Raw genomic sequence first — 22,293 nt, 5'->3', positions numbered from 1 at the left:
TTATTTGTTATGAAAGAAGTCGAAAAGAACGAAATTAAACGCCTGAGCGACCGCCTGGATCTGATCCGCCACCAGATGGCTGGTCTCTCGCTGGTTGAGTCCGCCGAGAAGTATGCCGAGCTGGAGAAAGAGAGTGAGAAGCTTGAAGCGGAAATCGAGCGTCTGCGCGAAGTCAAAGGCCAGAAGCTGAGCAACGAAGCCCAAAAGCTGTTGAGCATGCCGCACCGTCGCGCCATCACTAAAAAAGAGCAGGCCGACATGGGCAAGCTGAAGAAAAGCGTCCGTGGCCTGGTGGTGGTTCATCCCATGACCGAGCTTGGTCGCGAAATGGGTCTGAAAGAGATGACGGGTTTTTGTAAGACCGCGTTTTGATCGTCCCCCGCCCTCTCTCCCAGGCGAGAGGGCGAAAACCACACCGCGACGCCCCCCTCACCGCTTAAAATTGGCCCAACCAATCTCCCGATAATCACTTTCCTGGTTCACAATTCCACTAATTCCCCTCACAAAATCATTGCCGATTCATAACAACTGGTTAACCATTTATTGTCATTCACCCTACAACACAATATTGGCAGGACCACTTTTACACAGTTTGTGACGCAGAGATGAGCGGAGACTCACCCGCTGCGCAAACTGTCTGGTCCTCAGGAGACCTGCATGAGCCTCTGGCAACAAAACTACGATCCGGCTGGCAATATCTGGCTGTCGAGCCTGATCGCATCGCTTCCGATCCTGTTCTTCTTCTTTGCGCTGATTAAGCTCAAGCTGAAGGGATACCTGGCCGCGACGTACACCGTTGCCATTGCGCTAATGGTGGCACTGTTCTTCTATAAAATGCCGGTCGATCGCGCGCTGGCCTCCGTCGTCTATGGTTTCTTCTACGGCCTGTGGCCGATTGCGTGGATCATCATCGCGGCGGTCTTTGTCTACAAAATCTCGGTGAAAACCGGGCAGTTCGACATTATCCGCTCATCGATACTTTCCATTACCCCGGACCAGCGTCTGCAGATGCTGATTGTCGGTTTCTCCTTCGGGGCCTTTCTGGAAGGGGCGGCCGGGTTTGGCGCACCGGTTGCCATCACCGCGGCGCTGTTAGTCGGGCTGGGGTTCAACCCGCTTTACGCCGCAGGTCTTTGTCTGATCGTTAACACCGCGCCGGTGGCGTTTGGTGCGATGGGGATCCCGATTCTGGTCGCCGGGCAGGTCACCGGTCTGGACAGCTTTGAAATTGGCCAGATGGTTGGCCGTCAGCTGCCGTTCCTGACCATCATCGTGCTGTTCTGGATCATGGCGATTATGGATGGCTGGCGCGGCGTGAAAGAGACATGGCCTGCGGTGGTCGTCGCTGGCGGCTCGTTTGCCATTGCCCAGTATCTCAGCTCGAATTTCCTCGGCCCCGAATTGCCGGACATTATCTCTTCACTGGTGTCGCTGGTCTGCCTGACGCTGTTCCTGAAACGCTGGCAGCCAGTACGCATCTTCCGTTTCGCCGATATGGGTGCTTCACACGTCGATCAAACCCTGGCACGTACCGGTTATACCGCGGGACAAATCATTCGCGCATGGTCTCCGTTCCTGTTCCTGACCGCCACGGTTACGCTCTGGAGTATTCCACCGTTTAAGGCCCTGTTCGCACCGGGTGGCGCACTGTATGAGATGGTCATTAACATCTCCGTGCCGTTCCTCGACAAGATGGTCGCCCGTATGCCGCCCGTGGTGCACGCTGCCACGCCGTATGCCGCGGTGTATAAATTTGACTGGTTCTCAGCAACCGGCACCGCAATCCTGTTTGCCGCTATCCTGTCTGTGGTGTGGTTACGCATGAAGCCAGCGGCTGCAGTACAGACTTTTGCGGCTACCATTAAGGAGCTGATGCTGCCGATCTACTCCATCGGCATGGTGCTGGCGTTCGCGTTTATCTCGAACTATTCCGGCCTGTCATCGACACTGGCGCTTGCGCTGGCGCATACCGGCCACGCCTTCACGTTCTTCTCGCCGTTCCTCGGCTGGCTGGGGGTGTTCCTGACCGGTTCAGATACCTCATCTAACGCCCTGTTTGCGGCCCTGCAGGCGACGGCAGCCCAGCAGATTGGCGTATCGGACATCCTTCTGGTGGCCGCCAATACTACCGGCGGCGTGACCGGCAAGATGATCTCACCGCAATCCATCGCCATTGCCTGTGCGGCGGTGGGACTGGTCGGTAAAGAGTCGGACCTGTTCCGCTTTACCGTGAAACACAGCCTGATATTCACCTGCATGGTCGGGGTGATCACGACCCTGCAGGCCTATGTCTTAACCTGGATGATCCCATGATAGTCATGCCCAGACGCCTGTCCGACGAGATTGCCTCTCGCGTACGGGCGCTGATTGAAGAACAACAGCTGGAAGCGGGCATGAAATTGCCCGCCGAGCGCCAGCTCGCCGCCCAACTGGGTGTATCTCGTAACTCACTGCGTGAGGCGCTGGCGACGCTGGTCAGCGAAGGGGTACTGGTAAGCCGTCGGGGCGGCGGCACCTTTGTCCGCTGGCAGCACGATGACTGGTCCGAACAAAACATCGTGCAGCCGCTTAAAACACTGATGGAAAACGACCCGGACTACAGCTTCGACATCATTGAAGCGCGGCACGCCATCGAAACCAGTACCGCCTGGCATGCGGCCATGCGGGCCACTGAAGCCGACAAAGAGAAGCTCAAAGCCTGCTTTGACGCCACCCAAAGCAGCGATCCGGACATCGCCTCGCAGGCGGACGTGCGGTTTCATCTGGCGATTGCCGAAGCATCGCACAACGTCGTTCTGCTCCAGACCATGCGCGGTTTCTTCGACCTGCTGCAATCCTCCGTGAAGCAGAGCCGCCAGCGTATGTATCTGGTCCCGCCGGTATTTGCCCAACTGACCGAACAGCACGAGGCGGTACTCAACGCCATTCTGGCCGGGGATGCAGAGGCCGCGCGCAAAGCGATGATGGCGCATCTGGGGTTCGTGCACACCACCATTAAACGATTCGATGAAGATCAGGCCCGACAGGCGCGTATTACCCGTCTGCCTGGCGACAGTGATATTTCCAGGGAGAACAAAGCATGATTATTTCAGCAGCCAGTGACTATCGCGCCGCGGCGCAGCGCATTTTGCCACCGTTCCTGTTCCACTATATCGACGGTGGGGCATATGCCGAATACACCCTGCGCCGCAACGTGGAAGATCTGTCGGAAGTAGCGCTGCGCCAGCGCGTGCTGAAAGATATGTCTGAGCTGAGCCTTGAGACAACGCTGTTTAACGAAACGCTTTCCATGCCGGTGGCCCTTGCGCCAGTCGGTTTGTGCGGCATGTACGCCCGCCGGGGAGAAGTCCAGGCGGCAGCGGCGGCGGATGCCAAAGGTATTCCGTTTACCCTCTCCACCGTCTCCGTCTGCCCGATTGAAGAAGTGGCCCCGACCCTCCAGCGTCCGATGTGGTTCCAGCTGTACGTCCTGCGCGATCGCGGCTTTATGCGCAATGCGCTGGAGCGTGCCAAAGCCGCGGGCTGTTCAACGCTGGTCTTTACCGTTGATATGCCGACGCCTGGCGCCCGTTACCGTGATGCCCACTCCGGGATGAGCGGCCCAAATGCTGCCCTGCGTCGCTACTGGCAGGCGGTAACGCACCCGCAATGGGCCTGGGATGTCGGTGTGAATGGTCGCCCGCACGATCTGGGGAATATCTCGGCCTATCTCGGTAAACCCACCGGGCTGGAAGATTACATCGGCTGGCTGGCGAATAATTTCGATCCGTCCATCTCGTGGAAAGACCTGGAGTGGATCCGCGAATTCTGGGACGGCCCGATGGTGATCAAAGGGATCCTCGACCCGGAAGATGCCCGCGATGCCGTGCGCTTTGGCGCTGACGGTATTGTGGTCTCTAACCACGGCGGACGTCAGCTTGATGGGGTACTCTCTTCCGCACGCGCACTGCCGGCGATTGCCGATGCGGTGAAAGGTGATATCGCTATCCTCGCCGACAGCGGTATCCGCAACGGGCTTGACGTGGTGCGTATGATTGCCCTTGGCGCAGACAGCGTATTGCTCGGACGCGCATATCTTTATGCACTGGCTACGGCTGGTCAGGCAGGGGTGGCGAATCTGCTCAATCTGATCGAAAAAGAGATGAAAGTGGCGATGACGTTGACCGGCGCAAAAACGATTCGCGAAATCAGCAAGGACTCCCTGGTGCAGGAGTTGGGTAAATTACCCGCAGCACTGGCACCGCTTGCCCAGGGTGACGCAGCCTGACGCCCGTCTGATACCCCTTCCCCCTCTCCTCGCGTCCGAACTCCCCTCGGGCGCTTTTTTTTTCAAAAATAACATCCAGGTAACATATTGGATAAGAAAATTTGACATACCTGTGCCGCACGCAATTGTATAGACAAGCAAATACAAGAACACAAAAACACCATCACATCAGAGGGGAGCGTATGAGATATTCAGGTCAGGTGGATATTCAGCAGGTGATCGACGACAGTCCCTTTTCCGGGTTTCACTGGGTGCTCATCGTGCTGGGCTTTCTGGTGCTGGCGATCGATGGTTTCGATACCGCAGCAATGGGCTACATTGCGCCCACGCTGTCGGCGGAATGGGGCATACACAAACAGGATCTGGGACCGGTACTGAGCGCAGCACTGCTCGGGCTGTCGCTGGGAGCGCTGGTCGCAGGCCCGGTATCGGACCGGATAGGCCGCAAGCGCGTACTGGTCTTTTCTTGTCTGTTCTTCGGCCTTTCAAGCCTGGGGACGGCCTGGGCACAAAGCCTTAACACCCTGACGCTATGGCGGTTTCTGACGGGCCTGGGGCTGGGTGCCGCCATGCCGAACGCCATCACCCTCATCTCAGAGTTTGCCCCTCAGCGCTGTCGCGCCATGGCGATTAATACCATGTACTGCGGCTTCCCGCTGGGCGCGGCCGGCGGTGGGGCGATATCGTCCTGGCTTATCCCGCATCATGGCTGGCGAAGCGTACTGCTGACCGGCGCGATAGCACCGCTGATATTAACGCTGCTGCTGATGCTGTTTTTACCGGAATCGGTGAAATACCTGGTGCAGCGCGGGAAAGACATGATGCAGATCCGCCGTATCGCCAGCCGTTTCGCCCGCACGACCCTCGATGGCGTCACCGGTTTCTTCCTCGCAGAGGATCGGGTCGCCGCCAAAAAAGGGAGCGTAGCACAGCTGTTTTCACAGCCCTGGCTGCCCGGCACCCTGATGCTATGGGTAACCTATTTTATGGGGCTGGTGATTTATTACGTCCTGCTTAGCTGGATGCCGACGCTGATGCTGGGGATGGGCTATCCCCTCGCGGAATCCGCATGGCTCACCTCGCTGTTCACCTTCGGCGGTACCGCAGGCATCCTTCTCGCGGGCTGGATGATGGATCGCTGGGAGGCACACAAAGTGGTCGCAGGTGGCTTTGTCCTGACCATGCTGCTCATTCTGGCGCTCGGCATTGAACATAACCATATCGCCCTGTTTGGCGGCCTGATTTTCCTGATGGGGATCGCGATGAACGGCGCGCAATCGGGAATGCAGACGCTGGCAGCCACCTTTTATCCTACCGAGTGTCGCGCAACGGGCATTGCCTGGATGCAGGGCATTGGCCGCTTTGGTGGCGTGGCGGGCACCATGACCAGCGCGCAGCTTCTCTCCATGCAGTGGCAGGCAGACAGCATTTTGATGATCCTTAGCCTGCCCGCCCTGCTGGCGGCCGCGGCAACCTTCTACAAAATGCTCCGTTGCCGCTCGCAGGATCTCGGCGTCGCATAAGCGGCCCGGTTTCTGCTATTCTGCCCCCGCAATTAAGGGGGCAGCATGCTTAACATCGTTTTATTCGAACCAGAAATTCCGCCGAATACCGGCAATATTATCCGCCTGTGCGCCAACACCGGTTTTCGTCTGCATATCATCGAGCCGATGGGTTTTACGTGGGACGACAAACGTCTGCGCCGCGCGGGGCTGGATTATCATGAATTTACGGCCGTGGTTCGCCATCATGATTACGCCGCGTTTCTGGAAAGCGAAAACCCACAGCGCATGTTCGCCCTGACCACCAAAGGCACGCCGGCACATAGCGCCGTGCGCTATCAGGACGGTGATTATCTGATGTTTGGCCCGGAAACGCGCGGCCTGCCGGCCACCATTCTTGATGCCCTGCCCGCTGAGCAGAAGATTCGTATTCCGATGATGCCGGACAGCCGCAGCATGAACCTGTCAAATGCGGTGTCGGTGGTGGTGTATGAAGCATGGCGCCAGCTGGGATACCCGGGCGCCATTCTCAGGAGTTAAATACCGTCACCATACTCAAACGTATGGTGAATACCGTTGAAGTGCTGATCCATATCCATCGACGGTTTGTCGCTGTCTGGTTTACCGACAATACGAGCCGGTACGCCAGCGGCGGTCGTGTGCGGCGGAACAGGCTGCAGAACAACCGAACCGGCGCCAATCTTCGCACCACGACCCACTTCGATGTTGCCGAGGATCTTGGCGCCCGCGCCAATCATCACCCCTTCACGGATTTTCGGATGGCGATCGCCGCTGGTTTTACCGGTACCGCCTAACGTGACCGACTGCAGAATCGAAACGTCATCTTCAATCACCGCGGTTTCACCGACGACAATGCCGGTGGCGTGGTCAAGCATGATCCCGCGGCCAATTTTCGCGGCCGGGTGAATATCCACCTGGAAGGTCACGGAAACCTGGTTTTGCAGGAAGATAGCCAGCGCGCGGCGGCCTTCATTCCACAGCCAGTGGCCGATGCGATACGCCTGCAAGGCATGAAAGCCCTTCAGATACAGCAACGGCGTAGAGTATTTGTCCACCGCCGGGTCACGCGTGCGCACGGCCTGGATATCACAGGCGGCAGAAGCGATCATTTCAGGGTCAGCGGCATAGGCCTCTTCCACCACTTCACGAATGGCGATAGCGGGCATAATCGAGGAAGCCAGTTTATTGGCGAGCATATAGCTCAGGGCGCTGCCGAGGTTTTCGTGCTTGAGTAGCGTCGCATGATAGAAACTGGCCAGCATTGGCTCGCAGTCAGCCAAAGCCCGGGCTTCAGCTTTAATATTGTTCCAGACGATATCCAGTTCTTCACACGGCATTGCTTACTCCAGACGACATGTTAATGACCGGCCAGTTCTGTGCTGGCCGGGTCATAGTGCTAACAAGAATCCCTGCGACTAGTTACTGCTGCGCTCATCCTTGCGCGAACGACCTAATAAGGTCAATGCTGCCTCGCGCGCATTTTTTCCGCAATACAATACCTGATAAATTTCCTCGGTTATTGGCATTTCGACACCAAAACGGTGCGCCAATTCGCGAACTTCTTTGGTATTGCGATAGCCTTCAACCACCTGACCAATCTTCTCCTGCGCGCCTTTCACATCCATGCCCTCACCGAGCATCATGCCAAAGCGGCGGTTACGGGACTGGTTGTCGGTACAGGTCAGCACCAGATCGCCCAGGCCCGCCATGCCCATGAAGGTGGTCGGATCGGCACCCAGTGCTGCGCCAAGGCGGGACATCTCGGTTAAGCCGCGCGTAATCAGTGCGGTACGTGCGTTGGCACCAAAACCAATCCCGTCGGACATTCCGGCGCCGATCGCAATCACGTTCTTCACCGCACCGCCCAGCTGTACACCGATAAAATCGGGGTTGCTGTAAACGCGGAAGCTTTTACCGCAGTGCAGCAGATGCTGAAGATCGTCGGAGAAGGCCTGATCGGTTGATGCCAGCGAGATCGCCGTCGGCAGGCCAGCGGCCAGCTCTTTAGCAAACGTCGGCCCCGAGATAACCGCCAGCGGGATGTCATCACCCAGCGCTTCGCGGGCGACATCCTGCAACAGGCGTCCGGTTTCGGCTTCCAGCCCTTTGGTGGCCCATACAATGCGCGCATCAGGGCGCATCAGCGGCTTGATCTGACGCAGCACTTCGCCAAATACATGGCTCGGCACCACAATCAGAATGTTGCGGCTGGCCGCCAGCGCGGTCGCAAGGTCACTTTCAAGGTGCAGGGAGTCTGGGAACGGAACGTCCGGGAGGAACGCCACGTTGCAACGGTCGCGTTGCAGCGTCGCGATATGTTTTGGGTCGTGGCCCCAGAGAACCACTTCGTGACCATTTCTTGCCAGCGTGATGGCAAGAGCGGTGCCGTATGAGCCGGCACCGATCACAGTCATTGACGCATTAAGAGTGCTCATCAGGCATCCTGATGTTGTTCAGTACCTTCGCCAGCTTGCTGCTGCAGATAGTTCATGAACAGCGCATCAAAGTTAACTGGCGCAAGGTTCAGTTGCGGGAATGTACCGCGAGAAACCAGGCTGGTGATGCATTCGCGAGCATACGGGAACAGAATGTTCGGGCAGTATGCACCCAGGCAGTGCGCCATCTGGTTGCCTTCGATGCCGCCGATGGAGAAGATGCCGCCCTGCTGAACTTCACACAGGAATGCAGTCTCTTCGCCCAGAGAGGCAGTAACAGTCACACGCAGTACGACTTCATACACGTCATCCGCCAGTTGGGTAGATGCGGTATCGAGATCAAGTTTAACCTCTGGCTGCCAATCTTTCTGGAAAACGTGTGGCGCATTTGGCGCTTCGAAAGAGACATCCTTGGTGTAGATACGCTGGATCTGGAAAGTCATTTCGGTGTTGTTTTGTTCTGACATGGAAAAACCCTTTTTAATTGTCCTAAAGTCTCTTAGCTCAGCAGCGGATCGAGTCCACCACGGGCATCGAGCGCATACAAGTCATCACAGCCGCCAATGTGCTGCGCATCAATAAAAATCTGCGGAACTGTCGTACGACCACTACGTTGGATCATCTCTTCGCGTTTAATCGCGTCACCGTCAATCGGCAGTTCTTTGAACGCTACGCCTTTGCTGTTCAGAAGCGCTTTTGCACGGTGGCAGAACGGGCACGTTGCTTTGGTGTAGATCTCGATATTGGCCATTACTGAACTCCTTATTTACCGCGAACCAAAGGAAGATTTTCCCCGCTCCAGCCGGAAATACCTTCTTTCAGAACCGTTACGTTTTCGAAGCCTGCTTTATGCAGCGCGCTGGCAGATTCCTGCGCCTGCATACCGGTCGCGTCAACAACGATAATCGGCTGGGCTTTATGTTTCTCAAGCTCACCAACGTTGTTTGCTTTGATTTCAGCAGGTAACAGGTTGATAGCACCAGCAATGTGACCTTTACGGAAATCGTCACGCTGACGCAGATCGACCACGACGGCATCTTCTTTGTTAATCAGACGCGTCGCTTCACCACGGGTGATAACCTTAATCTTAGACGTCAGGCCTTTAAATGTGGTGAACAGCACAGCAGCCAGCAGGCCAATCCACGCGATGCTCAGAACCGGATGGCGGCTAACGAATTGCATAATTTCTTGCATGGAGGGTAACTACTCCGACTTAGTGATTAAAAAAACCAGGACAGGAGTATACCTGTGCGTTGTGGCAAATACAGCCAGCGACCATAACCTAATCCATTTTCTGAGGCCTGCCACCAAAAAATTGCCTCAAAAGCGTCCGCTAAGCACCTTGCCCCTGCGCTTTCTTTGATCTTCTGCGGCTATTTGATCGATTCAGCTGTAGTAAAATTACGCAAATTTTGACTCTTGAGCATGAGGTTGTCGCAATGTCGGTTTCTAAAAAACCTATGGTACTGGTGATTCTGGATGGCTATGGCTACCGTGAAGATCAACAGGATAACGCCATTTTCAACGCCAAAACGCCGGTGATGGACGCGCTGTGGGCAAAACGTCCCCACACCCTGATTGATGCGTCCGGGCTGGAAGTGGGTCTGCCAGATCGTCAGATGGGCAACTCCGAAGTGGGCCACGTAAACCTGGGTGCAGGTCGTATCGTGTATCAGGACCTGACGCGTCTGGACGTTGAAATCAAAGAACGTACCTTCTTCAACAACCCAGTACTTTGCGGCGCGGTGGACAGAGCCGTGGCGGCCGGTAAAGCAGTTCATATCATGGGTCTGCTCTCAGCCGGTGGCGTACACAGCCACGAAGATCACATCATGGCGATGGTTGAACTGGCGGCTGAGCGCGGCGCAGAAAAAATCTATCTGCACGCTTTCCTGGACGGTCGTGATACGCCACCACGCAGCGCAAAAGGTTCACTGGCCTCCTTCGAAAACAAATTCGCCGCGCTTGGCAAAGGACGTGTGGCCTCTATCATCGGGCGCTACTACGCAATGGACCGCGACAACCGTTGGGATCGCGTTGAACAGGCCTATGACCTGATGACGCTGGCAAAAGGTGAATTCCAGTTCGCGACCGCGGTGGAAGGTCTGGAAGCCGCTTACGCGCGTGATGAAAACGATGAATTCGTGAAAGCAACCGTCATTCGTGCTGAAGGCCAGGCTGATGCCGCCATGGAAGACAGCGATGCGCTGATCTTCATGAACTTCCGTGCTGACCGCGCGCGTGAAATCACCCGTGCGTTCGTGAACAGTGATTTCGACGGTTTCACCCGTAAGAAAGTGGTGAAGATCGACTTTATTCAGCTGACCGAATACGCCGCTGACATCAATGCGCCATGCGCTTATCCACCCGCATCACTGGCCAATACCTTCGGCGAGTGGATGGCGAAGAACGACAAGACACAGCTGCGTATCTCCGAAACCGAGAAATATGCCCACGTCACCTTCTTCTTTAACGGCGGTGTTGAAGAGCCGTTCAAAGGCGAAGATCGCATTCTGATTAACTCACCCAAAGTAGCTACCTACGACCTGCAGCCAGAAATGAGCTCTGCCGAGCTGACTGAAAAACTGGTTGCGGCAATCGAAAGCGGCAAATACGACACCATCATCTGTAACTACCCGAACGGCGACATGGTGGGTCATACCGGCGTGATGGAAGCCGCCGTAAAAGCGGTTGAAGCGCTGGATCACTGTGTTGAGCAGGTCGCGAAAGCGGTTGAATCCGTTGGCGGCCAGCTGCTGATCACCGCTGACCACGGTAACGCAGAACAGATGCGCGACCCGGCAACCGGCCAGGCGCACACCGCTCACACCAACCTGCCTGTTCCGCTGATTTATGTGGGTGATAAATCACTGAAAGCTGTGGAAGGCGGCAAGCTTTCCGACATCGCGCCAACCATGTTGTCGCTGATGGGCATGGAGATCCCTGAAGAGATGACTGGTAAGCCGCTGTTCATCGTGGAATAATCGCTCCCCATGAGGGGAAAGGCGATTTTTTCAATCACATGGGTCGTGAAGCCGCTTAGGTTATCAGTCAGACCTCTGCTTTGCGCCAGCGCACTCAGCGCTGGCGTATTGCTGTGCGCCGCATCCGCCCACGCGGATGACCGTGACCAGCTGAAATCCATTCAGGCCGATATCGCCGCGAAAGAGCGTGCGGTACGCCAGCAACAGCAGCAACGCTCTGCTCTGCTCGCTCAGCTTAAGCAGCAGGAAGAAGCCATCTCCGCTGCTGCACGTAAATTACGTGAAACGCAAAACACCCTCGCCCAGTTGAATAAACAGATCGACGAAATGAACGCGTCGATTGCCAAACTGGAACGCCAGCGTGATGCCCAGGAACGCAACCTTGCCGCACAGCTTGATGCTGCTTTCCGCCAGGGTGAGCACACGGGCCTTCAGTTGATCCTCAGCGGTGAAGAGAGCCAGCGCGGTCAGCGTCTGCAGGCCTACTTTGGTTATCTGAACCAGGCGCGTCAGGAGACTATCGCGCAGCTGAAACAGACGCGCGAAGAGGTCACCACGCAAAAAGCCGAGCTCGAAGAGAAGCAGAGCCAGCAACAGACGCTGCTCTACGAACAGCAGGCGCAACAAGCGAAGCTCGAGCAGGCCCGCAACGAGCGCAAGAAAACCCTTTCCGGTCTCGAATCCTCTATTCAGCAAGGCCAAAGCCAGCTGAGCGAAATGCGCGCCAACGAATCGAAACTGCGTAACAGCATCGCCCGCGCGGAAGCGGCGGCGAAAGCGCGCGCCGAAAAAGAGGCCCGCGAAGCGCAGGCCGTACGCGACAAGCAGCAGGAAGCCTCACGCAAAGGTACGACCTACAAGCCAAGCGAAAGCGAACGCTCCCTGATGTCACGTACCGGCGGTTTAGGCTCCCCTCGTGGTCAGGCTTACTGGCCCGTGCGCGGTACAATTCTGCATCGCTATGGCGAACAGCTGCAGGGTGAACTACGTTGGAAAGGGATAGTTATCGGTGCGTCTGAAGGTAGCGAAGTAAAAGCCATCGCCGATGGCCGTGTGATTCTGGCCGACTGGCTGCAGGGTTACGGGCTTGTGGTAGTGGTGGAACACGGTAAAGGCGATATGAGCCTTTACGGCTACAACCAGAGCGCACTGGTCAGCGTTGGTACTCAGGTGCGCGCCGGCCAACCCATCGCCCTCGTGGGCAGCAGTGGCGGTCAGGGCCGCCCGTCACTCTATTTCGAAATTCGTCGCCAGGGTCAGGCGGTCAATCCACAGCCGTGGTTGGGAAGATAAGTTTTGCTTCAATTTCGTCGAATTGTTCTCTCCTTCGCCAGTGCACTGGCGCTGGCAGCACCGGTCTACGCTGGCAAACTCGCGATAGTGATTGATGACTTCGGTTATCGTCCGCACACCGAGAATCAGGTGCTGGCTATGCCGGCCGCCATCTCTGTCGCCGTCCTCCCGAATGCGCCGCACGCGCGTGAAATGGCGATCAAAGCGCATAACAGCGGCCATCAGGTTCTCATCCATCTGCCGATGGCACCGCTCAGCAAGCAGCCGCTGGAAAAAGATACTTTGCGCCCTGATATGAGCAGCGATGAGATCGATCGCATCATTCGCGATGCTTACAATAAAGTGCCGTACGCCGTCGGGCTGAACAACCACATGGGCAGCGCGATGACCTCCAGCCTGTACGGGATGCTCAAAGTGATGCAGTCGCTGGAGCGCTATAACCTCTATTTCCTCGACAGCATGACCATCGGCAACAGCCAGGCGATGCGTGCCGCGCAGGGTACAGGCGTGAAGGTAATAAAGCGCAAGGTGTTCCTCGATGACACCCAGAACGACGCGGATATCCGCGGGCAGTTCAATCGCGCCGTACAGCTAGCCCGACGCAATGGCTCGGCTATTGCTATCGGCCACCCGCACCCGTCTACCGTTCGCGTTCTGCAGCAGATGCTGCCGACATTGCCCTCTGATATTACGCTGGTTCGTCCAGGCGATCTGCTGAATGAGCCACAGGTTGATACGTCGCGTCCTGGCAATGCACAGCCACCGGTAACGCAGCCGCGCAATCCATTCAGGGGTGTAAAAATTTGCAAGCCTAAGCAGTCACCAGAGCCTGTATATGCTACTCGATTCTTTACCGTGATAGGGGAAAGTATCAGCCAGAGTTCCTTAGTGAAATATATGCAGCATCAATGGCAAGGCTGGGGTAAAAAAGCATAATTGGCCCGCCAACGCAGGCGGGCAGAGCATGGCAACGAGATGAGTGCCCATATACTTCCTGCATGCGGGCTATTTTTTATCCTCAAACTGATACCAGGCTTTGAAATATTTGAGAAAACTGTATAGCGTTGCATAGAGTCCCGTCACGACGCCCACTTTCCCCTGCCGCCAGGCACCACTGAAAAGATACCATTTAAAAAACGCCCCAATGGCACTAATTAGGCCTCGTCCAATTGAAGGGCGGATCTTCTGATATTTGACCAACCTTGTTGTATAGCTATTGAGCTTATTAAACACTTCATTCAGGTCATAAAAGGTATCATGGCGTACTTGCCCAGCCATGATGAAAGCATTAAGTTCACCTTCCACCTTGTCATCTACTGGTCGGAGATTAAATCTTGCACAGGTGCGATTAAAAAGTCGTACAGGGAAATCTGGCGACGATACTGGATAGATAGTACGAACTTCTTTTCCGAGTACGTACCAGTGTCGAGCAATACGCCAGGCATGATCTGGTGGAGGCTCAGCCCCACTCTTCAGATTCAGAATAAAGGATACAGTCAGGTCATCCAGGATTTCATCGCTATCCATGCATAACACCCAATCATGAGATGCAAGACTCACCGCATAGTTCATTTGGTCCCCATGCATCGTATATTGTCTATAGATAGGGCTTAAATTATAACTTTCACAAATGGATAGCGTGTTATCTTTACTTCCGGAATCAACAACAATCATTTCATCTGCAATTTTAAGAAGAGGAGGCAGAACATGGTTAAGAACCCTGGCTGAATTGCAGGTGAGTAAACAAACAGTTAACTTGAACATTCCCTTACTCTTTTCGAAAATGACCTACACAATTGTAGCAGGGAAAGTGTATTTAAGTGAATATCGAAACAATCAGCAAATAATAAATAAAATCGTCTTTTGTGACATCCATTCCATACTCTTCATTCCTTAAAGTAGGCCTGTAAACATACTTTTGCCTTTATCCAGGCACTAAAAAGTACTGTTTGACCAGTAGAGAGTGACCTGCACAGCGCGCCAAGCATTCTAACCCATTGAAATTATTAAACAAAAAATTAATTCCTCATTAAAATAGATGTTCACATTACTTATCATTATGCTTATACTGTTAGCAGAATGTTTAAAATGTGGTTTGTCAAACAAATGAAAAAAATCATCCTTTATTTTAAAGCACTTAATCGTCAACGAAATCATAAGACTCATGAATTAAAACGTCGGCTTAAACTCTATAAATTATCTAAAAACATTCCCGATAAAAGAGGCAAACCTTTCGATAGTTCCTCAGTAAAGCGGATCCTCTTTCCTTTTTTAGATTTAGGGATTGGTGATGCCGTTTGTCATACCGGAATGTGGAGAGAACTGAAAAAGGCTGGGTATATTGTCCAGATCGCGGCAGAAGAAAGAAACAGGGCTTTATTTGAAAAAATCGTTGATATTGATGAGATTTTTATCATTGATATCAATGAGTTAAACTCCATCTCACAAATAGAGACTGACCTGATCATTAATCCTTATGCATGGATGAAAAGAAAAGAGCTCTTTAGTGTACAACTGCTGCAGAAAACGCAATATAAATATGCGATGAGTTTTGGTGGCTGGCTTAATAAGCCCTACAATTTACAACTGCCAGCGGAGGGAGACTTTCACATTACTGATCCACAGAAAAAGATGCTTACTGCATTAAATATTCACACAAAACACTTATCTTACTCTTTACCAGCTTTACCGAGCCACGAAGAGACTATTAATGAGTATCTTCTTCCTTTTAAAGGAAAAAAGTGGATCGTAATCAACCCCTTTGCCAGTGTAGATGAGCGAAGTCTTAGTCGCGAGCAATTAGTAAGCCTGATTTCAAAAATTTCAGAACCAAAAAATAATCATATTTTCATTGTTGGTGAAAGAAAAAAGATTGAAAAATTAAACATTCAGGATCCTGCAGTTTCCGTATCTATTTTCCCGTCATTATGGGACACCGTTGCGCTAATCAAGCAGGCAGACCTTGTCATTTCAGTGGATACCGCTATTGTCCATATTGCCTGCGCTTTAGATAAAAAGCTCGTAGCTATATATTACTCAATGCTTCTTGATCATAATAAGAATTACGAAGGCAATAAAATATTCGGCCCGATAGGCGAAAATGCAAAACAACTTATTTTCAATAAATACGATAGAAAAATCGACATAAATTTAATTGCCACTGAAGCCAAGAATATTTTAGATGGCAAATGCGTTATAGAAGAAAAAGATAAATACCTGTGATGAAAGCCGGCCGGATTTAAATCCGGCCGACTTTTACTCTCAATCCCAGCTCAGGATAACCTTCCCGGACTGGCCAGAGCGCATCGCGTCAAAGCCTTCCTGGAACTCATCAATGGAGAAGCGATGGGTGATAATCGGAGACAGATCCAGACCAGACTGGATCAGTGCCGCCATCTTGTACCAGGTTTCGAACATCTCGCGGCCGTAGATACCTTTGATGAACAGCCCCTTGAAGATAACCTTGTTCCAGTCGATAGACATATCAGACGGTGGAATGCCCAGCATCGCAATACGTCCGCCGTGGTTCATGGTGTCCAGCATGGTGCGAAACGCCGGTGGTGCGCCGGACATCTCAAGACCCACGTCAAAACCTTCGGTCATGCCCAGCTCTTCCATCACGTCGCTCAGGCTCTCTTTAGAGACATCCACCGCGCGGGTCACACCCATTTTGCGCGCCAGCGACAGGCGATACTCGTTCACATCGGTAATCACCACATTGCGGGCACCAACGTGCTTCGCCACCGCGGCCGCCATAATCCCGATGGGACCCGCGCCGGAAACCAGCACATCTTCGCCGACCAGGTCGAAAGAGAGCGCCGTGTGTACCGCGTTGCCGAAGGGATCAAAGATAGAGGCCAGATCGTCAGAAATGTTGTCCGGGATTTTGAACGCGTTAAACGCCGGGATCACCAGGTATTCTGCGAAGCAGCCCGGACGGTTCACGCCCACGCCGATTGTGTTACGGCACAGGTGCGTGCGTCCACCGCGGCAGTTACGGCAGTGACCACAGGTAATATGACCTTCACCCGAGACGCGGTCGCCAATGTTGAAGCCTTTTACTTCCTGACCCATGCCCACCACTTCGCCGACATATTCGTGGCCCACGACCATCGGTACCGGAATGGTTTTCTGCGACCACTGGTCCCAGTTGTAGATATGAACGTCAGTGCCGCAAATGGCGGTTTTACGAATTTTGATCAGCAGATCGTTATGACCGACTTCCGGCTCCGGCACGTCGGTCATCCAAATCCCTTCTTCCGCTTTCAGTTTGGATAACGCTTTCATCACACGTCCTCAGGCAATTACGCCCAGCTGTTTGCCGATGCGGGTAAAGGCTTCCACCGCACGTTCAATTTGTTCAGGCGAATGCGCCGCAGACATCTGGGTGCGGATACGCGCCTGGCCTTTTGGTACCACCGGGAAGAAGAACCCGGTAACGTAAATTCCTTCTTTCTGCAGCTCGCGGGCAAAATTCTGCGCCACAACCGCATCGCCCAGCATCACCGGGATAATGGCGTGATCGGCACCGGCGAGCGTAAACCCTGCGGCACCCATTTTTTCACGGAACAGGCGGGCGTTTGACCACAGACGGTCGCGCAGCTCAGCGCCAGACTCCACCATTTCCAGGACTTTAATGGATGCGGCAACGATCGCCGGCGCCAGCGAGTTGGAGAACAGGTACGGACGGGAACGCTGGCGCAGCCACTCAACCACCTCTTTACGCGCAGCAGTATAACCACCTGACGCACCGCCGAGCGCTTTACCCAGCGTACCGGTGATAATGTCCACGCGACCCATTACGTCACAGTATTCGTGAGATCCACAGCCGTTCTCACCAACAAAACCGACGGCGTGTGAATCATCAACCATCACCAGCGCATCGTATTTATCTGCCAGGTCGCACACGCCCTTCAGGTTGGCAATCACGCCATCCATAGAGAACACGCCGTCGGTGGCGATCAGCACATGGCGGGCACCTGCTTCACGCGCTTCTTTCAGGCGCGCTTCCAGTTCAACCATGTCGTTGTTGGCGTAGCGGAAGCGCTTCGCTTTACACAGGCGCACACCGTCAATGATAGAAGCGTGGTTCAGGGCGTCGGAGATAATCGCATCTTCTGCGCCGAGCAGCGTCTCAAACAGACCACCGTTGGCGTCGAAGCACGAGGAGTACAGGATCGCATCTTCCATCCCCAGGAAGTCCGCCAGCTTTTTCTCAAGCTGCTTATGGCTGTCCTGCGTACCGCAGATAAAGCGTACGGAGGCCATACCGAAACCGTGGGTGTCCATGCCTTGTTTTGCCGCGGCAATCAGCTCAGGGTGATTCGCAAGACCTAAGTAGTTGTTCGCACAAAAGTTGATCACATGGCTGCCATCGGCAACGGTGATGTCCGCCTGCTGAGCAGACGTGATAATACGCTCTTCTTTGAACAACCCTTCCGCACGTGCGGTGTCGAGGTCGCTGTTTAACTGTTTGTAAAAATCACCACGCATTGCAATTCTCCAGACTCGGCAAATTTTGGCACATATTACCCAACCCTGGCCGCCATGACGAGATGACACATTATCTCTTCTCGTTTTTGCAGCATAAATCACGTGTACCCTTGCGCTATGTCGGTGAATGGCTGAAGGGCAGCCATACTAATGATATGATAAGAACATTAGCGTCCGGGATTGTCCCCGGACTCCACACTTCAAAGGTTACAGTTATGATCATCGTTACCGGCGGCGCGGGCTTTATCGGCAGCAACATTGTTAAGGCCCTCAATGACAAAGGCATCACCGACATTCTGGTGGTGGACAACCTGAAAGACGGCACCAAGTTTGTAAACCTGGTGGATCTGAACATCGCTGACTATATGGATAAAGAAGACTTCCTTATCCAGATTATGGCAGGTGAAGAGTTCGGCGAGATCGAAGCCATCTTCCACGAAGGTGCATGCTCTTCCACCACCGAGTGGGATGGCAAGTACATGATGGACAATAACTATCAGTACTCCAAAGAGATCCTGCATTACTGCCTGGAGCGTGAAATTCCGTTCCTGTACGCCTCTTCTGCAGCAACCTACGGTGGCCGTACGTCAGACTTCATCGAATCCCGCGAATATGAGCAGCCGCTGAACGTCTATGGCTACTCCAAATTCCTGTTCGATGAATACGTGCGTCAGGTTCTGCCTGAAGCCAATTCCCAGATTGTGGGTTTCCGTTACTTCAACGTGTACGGACCGCGCGAAGGCCACAAAGGGAGCATGGCGAGCGTCGCGTTCCACCTGAACACGCAGCTGAACAATGGCGAAAGCCCGAAACTGTTTGAAGGCAGTGACGGCTTCAAGCGTGATTTCGTCTACGTAGGCGACGTGGCGGCAGTGAACCTGTGGTTCTGGGAAAACGGCGTCTCCGGTATCTTTAACCTGGGGACAGGCCGTGCGGAATCCTTCCAGGCCGTGGCAGACGCCACCCTGGCGTACCACAAAAAAGGCAGCATTGAATACATTCCGTTCCCGGACAAACTGAAAGGTCGTTACCAGGCCTTCACGCAGGCGGATTTGACCAACCTGCGTGCGGCGGGTTACGACAAACCGTTCAAGACCGTTGCCGAAGGCGTAACGGAATATATGGCCTGGCTGAACCGCGACGCGTAAGTATGAAAATTCTGGTGATCGGCCCGTCATGGGTGGGCGACATGATGATGTCGCAAAGTCTCTATCGCACGCTCAAGGCGCGTTATCCCCAGGCGATAATTGATGTGATGGCACCTGCCTGGTGCCGTCCGTTGTTATCGCGTATGCCGGAAGTTAACGAGGCGATCCCAATGCCGCTCGGCCACGGCGCGCTGGAAATTGGTGAACGTCGCAAGCTCGGCCATAGCCTGCGCGAAAAGCGCTATGACCGCGCCTATGTCCTGCCTAACTCCTTTAAATCAGCCCTTGTACCCTTCTTTGCGGGCGTCCCCCATCGCACCGGCTGGCGTGGAGAAATGCGCTACGGTCTGCTGAACGACGCGCGCGTGCTCGATAAAGACGCCTGGCCACTTATGGTCGAGCGCTACGTCGCGCTGGCCTATGACAAAGGCGTGATGCGCAGCGCAAAAGATCTGCCGCAACCGCTGCTCTGGCCCCAGCTCCAGGTCAACGACGGTGAGAAATCCCACACCTGCAACGCGTTTGGAATTTCATCAGAACGCCCCATGATCGGTTTCTGCCCGGGAGCAGAGTTCGGCCCGGCAAAACGCTGGCCGCATTATCATTACGCTGAGCTGGCAAAACAGTTGATCGATGAAGGTAATCAGGTCGTGTTGTTTGGCTCGGCGAAAGACCACGAGGCGGGTAACGAAATTCTGGCTTCGCTGAATACAGAACAGCAGGCATGGTGCCGTAATCTGGCAGGGGAAACCCAGCTGGAACAGGCGGTAGTTTTACTTGCCGCCTGTAAAGCCGTCGTCACCAACGACTCAGGCCTGATGCACGTCGCCGCTGCGCTCAACCGGCCGCTGGTTGCTCTGTATGGCCCAAGCAGCCCTGACTTTACGCCACCGCTTTCTCATAAAGCGCGCGTCATACGTCTGATCAGCGGTTATCACAAGGTGCGAAAAGGCGATGCGGCTGAAGGCTATCACCAGAGCCTGATCGACATCACGCCCGAGCGTGTCCTTGAAGAGCTCAACGAGCTGCTGTTGAGTGAAGAAGGATAACGGATGCGGGTATTGATCGTTAAAACCTCTTCCATGGGCGATGTGCTGCATACTCTGCCGTCGCTCACCGACGCCATGCAGGCCATTCCCGGCATTCGTTTTGACTGGGTGGTGGAGGAGGGCTTCGCACAGATCCCCACCTGGCATGAAGCAGTAGACCGCGTGATCCCGGTTGCTATCCGCCGCTGGCGTAAAGCGTGGTTCTCGGCACCGATTAAGGCTGAACGTCAAGCCTTCCGTGATGCGGTGCAAGCGCAGCGTTACGATGCCATTATTGACGCACAGGGTCTGGTCAAAAGCGCCGCGCTGGTCACGCGTCTGGCGCACGGCGTAAAGCACGGTATGGACTGGCAAACCGCCCGCGAGCCGCTGGCGAGCCTGTTCTATAATCGCCGCCACCATATCGCGAAACAGCAGCACGCCGTGGAGCGCACCCGCGAGCTGTTTGCGAAAAGCCTCGGCTATGCAAAACCGGACACGCAGGGTGATTACGCTATTGCGCAGCATTTTTTGCGCGATGCGAAGACGCATACGCCGCCCTATCTGGTCTTTCTGCATGCCACAACGCGCGATGATAAGCACTGGCCGGAATCACACTGGCGAAGACTCATTGAGCTAATGCAACCGACCGGCATCCATATTAAACTCCCGTGGGGCGCAGAACACGAAAGGCAACGCGCAGAGCGTTTGGCCGCGGGTTTTTCAAATGTGGAAGTGTTACCTAAACTCACGCTGGCTCAGGTTGCCGCGCAACTGGCAGGCGCCAGCGCCGTCGTATCCGTGGATACCGGATTAAGCCATTTAACCGCAGCGCTGGACCGCCCCAATATCACCCTTTTCGGTCCGACCGACCCGGGACTGATTGGTGGATACGGTAAAAACCAGCATCAAATGGTGAGTCCGACGCAGCAGATGAGAGACATTACCGCAGATGCGATTTTTTCGTTTTTACAGGGCAGCCATCGGCTTTCTAACAGGGATATTTAACCCATGAGTTATGTATTTCTGCTGATTTTACTTTTTCCGGTGAAACTCATCCGGAAGCTGTTTCGCAAAGACACGGGCAGAAACCTTGTCATTCAGACAGCCAAAATCGGTGACTTTATCAATGCAACGCCTCTACTGGCGTATCTGCAAAAAAGCGATGTGCTGATCAGCCGCAGCGTTAACGCATTGGCTCAGCATGACGACAGTATCGAAGAGATCTTTTTTGTGGAGCAGCAAAAGCGCAACCTGTGGCGTAAGCTCTGCTTCGCCTGCCGGATCATGAATCGCTACGACAATGTCTATCTGCTGCAGCCCAACAGTGTGAATCTCTTTTTCGCCTCAGCCTGTAATGCAAAAAACAAACAATTTTTAAGCACTTATACGCGCAGGTGGTATCACGGAATTTTTTATGCCACGGCTGATGGTACCGTTGAGCATGGCAAAAAGACGCTGTCCGTCACTAACTATCTCAAGCTCGCCGATCGCGCGCTCACCTGGCAGGACTCACCCAAGCACGCCACAAAGCCGCTGTTCAAGCCTGCGGTTTACCCGCAAATTCTCGATAAACCCGGGGTTATCCGAATTGGTATCAGCATTTCTGCAGGCAATAAAGCAAAGACGGTTCCCCCGGTTATCTGGAAGCGTATTGTCGATCACCTTGCCGACCTGCCCTGCGAGTTTTATGTTTTTGGCGCACCGAACGAACAGCCGTGGATGGATGACATCATCCGCGCTTACGGTGAAATTCCCAATCTTATCAACCTCATTGGCAAAATATCGCTCGAAGAACTGCCGTGGGCGATATCCAAAATGGATTGTTATATTGCGTCAGATTCAGGGAATATCTACATTGCCGATGCGGTGGGCGTCCCGGTGGTGTTGCTGTTTGGCCCTTGCTGCCATTATGAACAACGTCCGCTTGGTAAGGTATTGCTGATTGGGAATGATGCGCATATTTGCTCGTATGTATTTGAAACACGCTACTATTTCTCCCAAGATCGGGAAGAACTTTTCGCTGTGACAGACGAATCACTACGTGAGCTTAAAGATTTTATTCGCGAATTACCAAAAGCTAACACAATCACATCTCTCACTGATGCCCAGGGAAACTAAT

At 54.0% G+C, this 22,293-nt stretch carries 22 protein-coding genes; 14 read left to right on the top strand and 8 right to left on the bottom strand.

Annotated features, from left to right (window positions below; genetic code table 11):
- Positions 1-9 precede the first annotated feature (9 nt).
- The 6 genes from HV340_RS00770 (at position 10) to trmL (ending at position 6,309) form a co-directional block, all read left to right on the top strand.
- A complete protein-coding gene (locus HV340_RS00770) occupies positions 10-372 on the top strand; it encodes a YibL family ribosome-associated protein (RefSeq protein ID WP_014168086.1) in 363 nt (120 codons plus the stop codon).
- A 285-nt stretch (positions 373-657) separates the two neighbouring features.
- Positions 658-2,313, top strand: coding sequence for an L-lactate permease (gene lldP / locus HV340_RS00765; RefSeq protein WP_032680001.1), 1,656 nt, complete (start codon positions 658-660; stop codon positions 2,311-2,313).
- Entirely contained in the window at positions 2,310-3,083 is a 774-nt protein-coding gene (gene lldR, locus HV340_RS00760; RefSeq protein WP_014168084.1) for a transcriptional regulator LldR, read from the top strand. Before lldP ends, lldR begins: the two co-directional genes overlap by 4 nt.
- Positions 3,080-4,267, top strand: coding sequence for an FMN-dependent L-lactate dehydrogenase LldD (gene lldD, locus HV340_RS00755; RefSeq protein ID WP_025206447.1), 1,188 nt, complete (start codon positions 3,080-3,082; stop codon positions 4,265-4,267). The genes lldR and lldD overlap by 4 nt, the downstream gene beginning before the upstream one ends.
- A gap of 182 nt (positions 4,268-4,449) precedes the next feature.
- Positions 4,450-5,790, top strand: coding sequence for an aromatic acid/H+ symport family MFS transporter (locus tag HV340_RS00750; RefSeq protein ID WP_025206448.1), 1,341 nt, complete (start codon positions 4,450-4,452; stop codon positions 5,788-5,790).
- A gap of 45 nt (positions 5,791-5,835) precedes the next feature.
- A complete protein-coding gene (gene trmL / locus HV340_RS00745) occupies positions 5,836-6,309 on the top strand; it encodes a tRNA (uridine(34)/cytosine(34)/5-carboxymethylaminomethyluridine(34)-2'-O)-methyltransferase TrmL (protein WP_014168081.1) in 474 nt (157 codons plus the stop codon).
- On the opposite strand, the gene cysE is transcribed toward trmL, so the two are convergent.
- From cysE to HV340_RS00720, 5 genes are all read right to left on the bottom strand, one after another.
- On the bottom strand, positions 6,306-7,127 hold the full coding sequence (gene cysE / locus HV340_RS00740) for a serine O-acetyltransferase (RefSeq protein ID WP_008502718.1): 822 nt from the start codon (positions 7,125-7,127) through the stop codon (positions 6,306-6,308). The genes trmL and cysE overlap by 4 nt on opposite strands.
- A gap of 78 nt (positions 7,128-7,205) precedes the next feature.
- Complete coding sequence (gene gpsA, locus HV340_RS00735) at positions 7,206-8,225, bottom strand: NAD(P)H-dependent glycerol-3-phosphate dehydrogenase (protein WP_014168080.1); 1,020 nt, start codon at positions 8,223-8,225, stop codon at positions 7,206-7,208.
- Positions 8,225-8,692: a protein-export chaperone SecB gene (gene secB, locus HV340_RS00730; RefSeq protein ID WP_014168079.1), complete on the bottom strand. Its 468-nt coding sequence runs from the start codon at positions 8,690-8,692 to the stop codon at positions 8,225-8,227. The genes gpsA and secB overlap by 1 nt, the downstream gene beginning before the upstream one ends.
- A 32-nt stretch (positions 8,693-8,724) precedes the next feature.
- Entirely contained in the window at positions 8,725-8,976 is a 252-nt protein-coding gene (gene grxC, locus HV340_RS00725) for a glutaredoxin 3 (RefSeq protein WP_014168078.1), read from the bottom strand.
- Positions 8,977-8,987: 11 nt separating this feature from the next.
- A complete protein-coding gene (locus tag HV340_RS00720; protein WP_014168077.1) occupies positions 8,988-9,419 on the bottom strand; it encodes a rhodanese-like domain-containing protein in 432 nt (143 codons plus the stop codon).
- A gap of 245 nt (positions 9,420-9,664) precedes the next feature.
- Between HV340_RS00720 and gpmM the strand changes: the two genes are divergently transcribed.
- Genes gpmM through HV340_RS00705 form a run of 3 tightly spaced genes read left to right on the top strand, consistent with a single transcriptional unit; the run spans position 9,665 to position 13,438 of the window.
- Positions 9,665-11,209, top strand: a complete 1,545-nt coding sequence (gpmM, locus tag HV340_RS00715) for a 2,3-bisphosphoglycerate-independent phosphoglycerate mutase (protein WP_059305572.1) — start codon at positions 9,665-9,667, stop codon at positions 11,207-11,209.
- A gap of 33 nt (positions 11,210-11,242) precedes the next feature.
- The gene (gene envC, locus HV340_RS00710) at positions 11,243-12,502 is read left to right on the top strand and encodes a murein hydrolase activator EnvC (RefSeq protein WP_025206449.1); all 1,260 of its coding nucleotides are present in this window, start codon (positions 11,243-11,245) and stop codon (positions 12,500-12,502) included.
- A gap of 3 nt (positions 12,503-12,505) precedes the next feature.
- Positions 12,506-13,438: a divergent polysaccharide deacetylase family protein gene (locus HV340_RS00705; RefSeq protein ID WP_044866024.1), complete on the top strand. Its 933-nt coding sequence runs from the start codon at positions 12,506-12,508 to the stop codon at positions 13,436-13,438.
- A 69-nt stretch (positions 13,439-13,507) separates the two neighbouring features.
- Here HV340_RS00705 and HV340_RS00700 read toward each other — a convergent pair whose 3' ends face one another.
- Positions 13,508-14,266 (bottom strand): glycosyltransferase family 2 protein, encoded by a 759-nt coding sequence (locus HV340_RS00700; RefSeq protein WP_044866025.1) that lies wholly within the window; start codon positions 14,264-14,266, stop codon positions 13,508-13,510.
- A 324-nt stretch (positions 14,267-14,590) separates the two neighbouring features.
- Here HV340_RS00700 and HV340_RS00695 point away from each other — a divergent pair, with 324 nt between their 5' ends.
- On the top strand, positions 14,591-15,724 hold the full coding sequence (locus HV340_RS00695) for a glycosyltransferase family 9 protein (protein ID WP_223398579.1): 1,134 nt from the start codon (positions 14,591-14,593) through the stop codon (positions 15,722-15,724).
- 39 nt (positions 15,725-15,763) lie between these two features.
- Here the strand turns inward: HV340_RS00695 and tdh are convergent, their stop codons facing one another.
- Both tdh and kbl read right to left on the bottom strand, forming a co-directional pair.
- On the bottom strand, positions 15,764-16,789 hold the full coding sequence (gene tdh / locus HV340_RS00690) for an L-threonine 3-dehydrogenase (RefSeq protein ID WP_020882675.1): 1,026 nt from the start codon (positions 16,787-16,789) through the stop codon (positions 15,764-15,766).
- A gap of 9 nt (positions 16,790-16,798) precedes the next feature.
- Positions 16,799-17,995 carry a glycine C-acetyltransferase gene (gene kbl, locus HV340_RS00685; RefSeq protein WP_063925767.1) on the bottom strand — a complete coding sequence of 399 codons (1,197 nt, stop codon included), beginning with the start codon at positions 17,993-17,995 and terminating at the stop codon, positions 16,799-16,801.
- A gap of 215 nt (positions 17,996-18,210) precedes the next feature.
- On the opposite strand from kbl, the gene rfaD reads away from it, so the two are divergent.
- The 4 genes from rfaD to HV340_RS00665 are packed head-to-tail and all read left to right on the top strand — an operon-like array spanning position 18,211 to position 22,292.
- Positions 18,211-19,143, top strand: a complete 933-nt coding sequence (gene rfaD / locus HV340_RS00680; RefSeq protein ID WP_008502707.1) for an ADP-glyceromanno-heptose 6-epimerase — start codon at positions 18,211-18,213, stop codon at positions 19,141-19,143.
- Positions 19,144-19,145: 2 nt separating this feature from the next.
- Positions 19,146-20,192, top strand: coding sequence for an ADP-heptose--LPS heptosyltransferase RfaF (rfaF, locus tag HV340_RS00675; protein WP_020882677.1), 1,047 nt, complete (start codon positions 19,146-19,148; stop codon positions 20,190-20,192).
- Positions 20,193-20,195: 3 nt separating this feature from the next.
- Complete coding sequence (gene rfaC / locus HV340_RS00670; RefSeq protein ID WP_059305852.1) at positions 20,196-21,179, top strand: lipopolysaccharide heptosyltransferase RfaC; 984 nt, start codon at positions 20,196-20,198, stop codon at positions 21,177-21,179.
- Positions 21,180-21,182: 3 nt separating this feature from the next.
- Entirely contained in the window at positions 21,183-22,292 is a 1,110-nt protein-coding gene (locus tag HV340_RS00665) for a glycosyltransferase family 9 protein (protein ID WP_063925768.1), read from the top strand.
- The last annotated feature ends 1 nt before the right edge of the window (position 22,293 follow it).

The sequence above is a fragment of the Enterobacter sp. RHBSTW-00975 genome, from assembly GCF_013615235.1.
In the GTDB taxonomy this organism is placed as follows: domain Bacteria; phylum Pseudomonadota; class Gammaproteobacteria; order Enterobacterales; family Enterobacteriaceae; genus Enterobacter; species Enterobacter ludwigii.
This window is presented reverse-complemented; position numbering and strand designations above follow the sequence as displayed.